The organism is Pseudoalteromonas sp. TB25 (assembly GCF_000497995.1).
Classification (GTDB): Bacteria; Pseudomonadota; Gammaproteobacteria; order Enterobacterales; family Alteromonadaceae; genus Pseudoalteromonas; species Pseudoalteromonas distincta.
Genome location: NZ_AUTI01000183.1, coordinates 1 through 3,998, shown reverse-complemented (window position 1 = coordinate 3,998; position 3,998 = coordinate 1). Strand labels below are relative to the sequence as shown.

The following is a 3,998-nucleotide window of genomic DNA, read 5'->3' as shown; positions in this document are numbered from 1 at the left end:
GTAGGTTTAGGTATGCTACTTGCCGAAGGTATTGGCGATACACTGCGAGTGTCGCTTGCAGCTGACCCTGTTCAAGAAATTAAAGTAGGTTTTGATATTTTAAAATCGCTGCGCATACGTTCGCGCGGTATTAACTTTATTGCCTGCCCAAGCTGTTCTCGTCAAGAGTTTGATGTAGTAAGCACCATGAACCAGCTAGAAGAGCGCCTTGAAGATATTATTGAGCCTGTATCGGTTTCGGTAATTGGTTGTGTTGTAAACGGCCCAGGTGAAGCACTTGTTAGTGATATTGGCCTTGCCGGTGCAAACCGTCGCTCAGGTTTATACATTAATGGCGAACGCCAAAAAGCGCGTATTGACAACAACAACATTGTTGACCAGCTCGAAGGCTACGTGCGCGACTTTATTGCTCAAAAAGAGCAGCAAACACCTATCGATATTAAAATAGTCGAATAAATACCGTATAAAGCGCCAAACCACGCTGTTTGGCGTTTACCTTTATGACCAAAACGCTATAATAACAGGTCAATTTTTAGCATTCTTGTTGTGTAAGCATTTTTTATTACACATAAACAGCATTTAGGATTTATCAGTGGCAAAACAAATTCAGGCAGTTCGCGGTATGAACGATTGTCTGCCGGGCGATACACAAGTTTGGCAGAAAGTAGAAAGCATTTTACGCGAGACAGTAGCATCGTTCGGTTATCAAGAAATTCGTTTTCCTATTGTAGAATCAACCGACTTATTTAAACGCTCTATTGGTGAAGTTACCGATATAGTAGAAAAAGAAATGTACACCTTTGCCGATCGCAATGGCGACTTATTAACACTTCGCCCAGAAGGCACCGCAGTATGCGTACGTGCTGGCAACCAAAATGGCTTACTATATAACCAAGAACAACGCCTTTGGTACATGGGTCCAATGTTTCGTCACGAGCGTCCGCAAAAAGGTCGTTACCGTCAGTTTCACCAATTTGGTTTAGAAACATTTGGTATTGCCACAGCCGACATAGACGCAGAAGTTATTTTATTAACAGCGCAATTATGGGAAGCCTTTGGTATTACTGACCACGTTCGTTTAGAGCTAAATTCTTTAGGCTCTAACGAAGCGCGTGCAGATTACCGTGATGCGTTAGTAGCCTACCTTGAGCAACACATTGATGTGCTTGATGAAGACTCAAAACGACGTATGTATTCAAACCCACTACGCGTACTTGATAGCAAAAACCCAGACGTACAAGCAATTTTAACTGATGCGCCTAAACTATCTGAAAACTTAGACGCTGAATCAAAAGAACATTTTGAAAATTTATGTGAACGTTTAGACGCTGCTGGCGTCTCATATACGGTTAATGAAAAGTTAGTACGTGGTTTAGACTACTACAACCGTACCGTATTTGAATGGGTAACCGACAGCTTAGGCGCACAAGGCACAGTATGTGCTGGTGGTCGTTACGACGGCTTAGTTGAACAGCTTGGCGGTAAAGCAACGCCAGCAGTTGGTTTTGCAATGGGTCTAGAGCGCTTAGTGTTATTACTACAAGCGCTTGAGTGTGTAGGTGACATTCGTCGTAATGCTGATGTATATTTAGCAGCAATGGGCGACAAAGCAAGCATTCAAGCTCCTGCAATTGCAGCGCAACTACGTAAAGACGTACCGGGTTTACGCGTTATGGTGCATGCGGGCGGCGGCAACTTTAAAAAACAATTAAAACGTGCTGATAAAAGCGATGCACTTGTTGCAGTGATTATTGGTGAAGATGAATTAGAAAAAGGCGTTGTGACCATCAAGTATTTACGCGAGCGTAAAGAACAAGTCACATTAGAATTAGAACAAGCTAAAGCGCTATTAGCTGAGCTTATTAACGGCTAAGCGAACATTAGAGGTAAGAATGGATATTTATTCAACAGAAGAACAACAAGCAGAAGCCATTAAACGCTTTTTCCGTGAAAACGGCATTTCACTTACACTAGGCATACTTGTTGGCCTTGGTGGCTTATATGGCTGGAAAGCATATAACCAAAACCAAATTACTACAGCTGAAAAAGCATCAGATTCATATACAGCGCTTGTTGAAAGTGATGATGTATTATCTTCAGCTGATGCGTTTATTAGCGAAAATAAAGATACAAACTACGCAACACTTGCTGCATTTGTTGCTGCAAAAGACGCTGTAGAAGCAAAAAAATTAGATGTAGCAAGCGAAAAGCTAAGCTGGATAGTGTCTAATACTGAAAATACAGAATTAAAAGCAATTGCGATTACACGTTTAGCGCGAATTCAAATTGCACAAACTAACTATGACGATGCATTAACTACATTAAATGCACCATTACCTGAAGCATTCAATGCAAACGTTGCCGAGCTTAAAGGCGACATTTACACACAGCAAGGTAACAAAGATCAAGCACGTACTGCATACCAAGCAGCAATAGATGCGGGTGGATTAACAAGTAACCCACTATTACAAATTAAGTTAGATGACCTAGCAGTAACTAGCCCAGCGGCATAAGGTTTTAGGCATGAAAAAATTTACAACAGCAGCCCTTGCCCTATGTATGGCAACACTGATGGGTTGTTCATCAAGTGATGATGAAGATGAACTAGTACTTCCTGAAATTGTAAACCAATTTGAAACTGACGTTGTTTGGCAAGAATCTGTAGGTGATGGCGTAGAGCATTACTTTTCTCGTTTAACACCAGCTGTTTACAAAGATACTGTATATGTTGCTAGCCGCGAAGGCCAAGTAGAAGCGCTTTCGCTTACTAACGGCGATACCAAGTGGGAAACCGATGTACGCCAAGATTTATCGTTTTGGCCATGGGCTGACAACGGTAATGCAAAATTATCAGGTGGTATTTTGCAAGCCTATGGTAAAATTTATATAGGTTCTGAACACGGCTTTATTATTGCCCTAGATCGCGAAACCGGTGAAGAAGTTTGGCGTAAGAATGTACCAGGCGAATCACTGTCTAAACCGACAGCAGGCGATGGCTTAATATTTGTAAATTTAGGCTCTGGTAAATTGTTAGCCCTTCACCCAGATACGGGCGAAGAGCGTTGGAGTTTTGAACAAGAAGTTCCACCACTAACATTACGCGGACAAAGCTCGCCAACTGTTGCTAACGGTGGTGTATTAGTAGGCCTTGAAACAGGCAAGCTAAGCGTTTTAATTTCAGACAGTGGTTACTCAGCATGGAACGCAGAAATTGCGGTTGCTAAAGGCGCATCAGAATTTGAACGCCTAGTTGACGTAGACACTCAACCACTTATTAGCGGTCCATACGCTTACGCTATAGCTTACAACGGCAACTTAGCTGCTGTAGATATTCGCTCTGGCAACGTAGTGTGGAAACGTGAGTACAGCAGCTACCGCGAAATTGCGATGGATGCACAAACAATTTATTTAGTAGATAGCGATGGTGTTATTTACGCATTAGATAAAAATTCAGGTATTGAACGTTGGAGCCAACCCGCTCTACGTGGTTGGTACCTAACAGGCCCTGCAGTTGCAGGTAGCCACTTAGCTTTAGGCGACCAAGAAGGTAACCTACATTGGCTAAATAAAGAAACTGGCGAGCTAGTATCTCGAGAAGACTTTGACAGCTCAGGCTTTTTTGTTGAGCCAGTTGTTGCCGACGATAAGCTAATTTTATACACCCGTGATGGTGAAGTTAGTATGGTAAAAATACCAAACTAAGTTACTAATAGTCATATGGTTTTTTTAAGGCTTCGCACTGCGAAGCCTTTTGTTGTTTTTTAAAGAGGTAGTTTATGCTTCCCGTGATCGCTCTAGTTGGGCGACCCAATGTGGGCAAGTCCACATTATTTAACCGTTTAACACGTACTCGTGATGCACTCGTAGCCGATTTTCCAGGTTTAACACGAGATAGAAAATATGGCCAAGCTAGTTACGATGGCTATGAATTTATCGTGGTAGACACGGGCGGTATTGATGGCTCAGAAGAAGGCATCGAAATCGAAATGGCAGATCAA

At 42.3% G+C, this 3,998-nt stretch carries 5 protein-coding genes; all 5 read left to right on the top strand.

Going from position 1 to position 3,998, the window contains the following annotated elements; translation table 11 throughout:
- Positions 1–456 (top strand): flavodoxin-dependent (E)-4-hydroxy-3-methylbut-2-enyl-diphosphate synthase (locus tag L652_RS0104270; RefSeq protein WP_024603320.1); only part of this gene is annotated, 456 nt, incomplete at its 5' end.
- 136 nt (positions 457–592) lie between these two features.
- Positions 593–1,873 (top strand): histidine--tRNA ligase, encoded by a 1,281-nt coding sequence (gene hisS / locus L652_RS0104265; protein WP_008168943.1) that lies wholly within the window; start codon positions 593–595, stop codon positions 1,871–1,873.
- A 19-nt stretch (positions 1,874–1,892) separates the two neighbouring features.
- A complete protein-coding gene (locus L652_RS0104260) occupies positions 1,893–2,513 on the top strand; it encodes a tetratricopeptide repeat protein (protein ID WP_024594674.1) in 621 nt (206 codons plus the stop codon).
- 10 nt (positions 2,514–2,523) lie between these two features.
- Positions 2,524–3,702 carry an outer membrane protein assembly factor BamB gene (gene bamB, locus L652_RS0104255; RefSeq protein WP_024594675.1) on the top strand — a complete coding sequence of 393 codons (1,179 nt, stop codon included), beginning with the start codon at positions 2,524–2,526 and terminating at the stop codon, positions 3,700–3,702.
- Positions 3,703–3,776: 74 nt separating this feature from the next.
- On the top strand, positions 3,777–3,998 hold a 222-nt coding region (locus L652_RS01000000123225; RefSeq protein WP_033013208.1), incomplete at its 3' end, for a GTPase.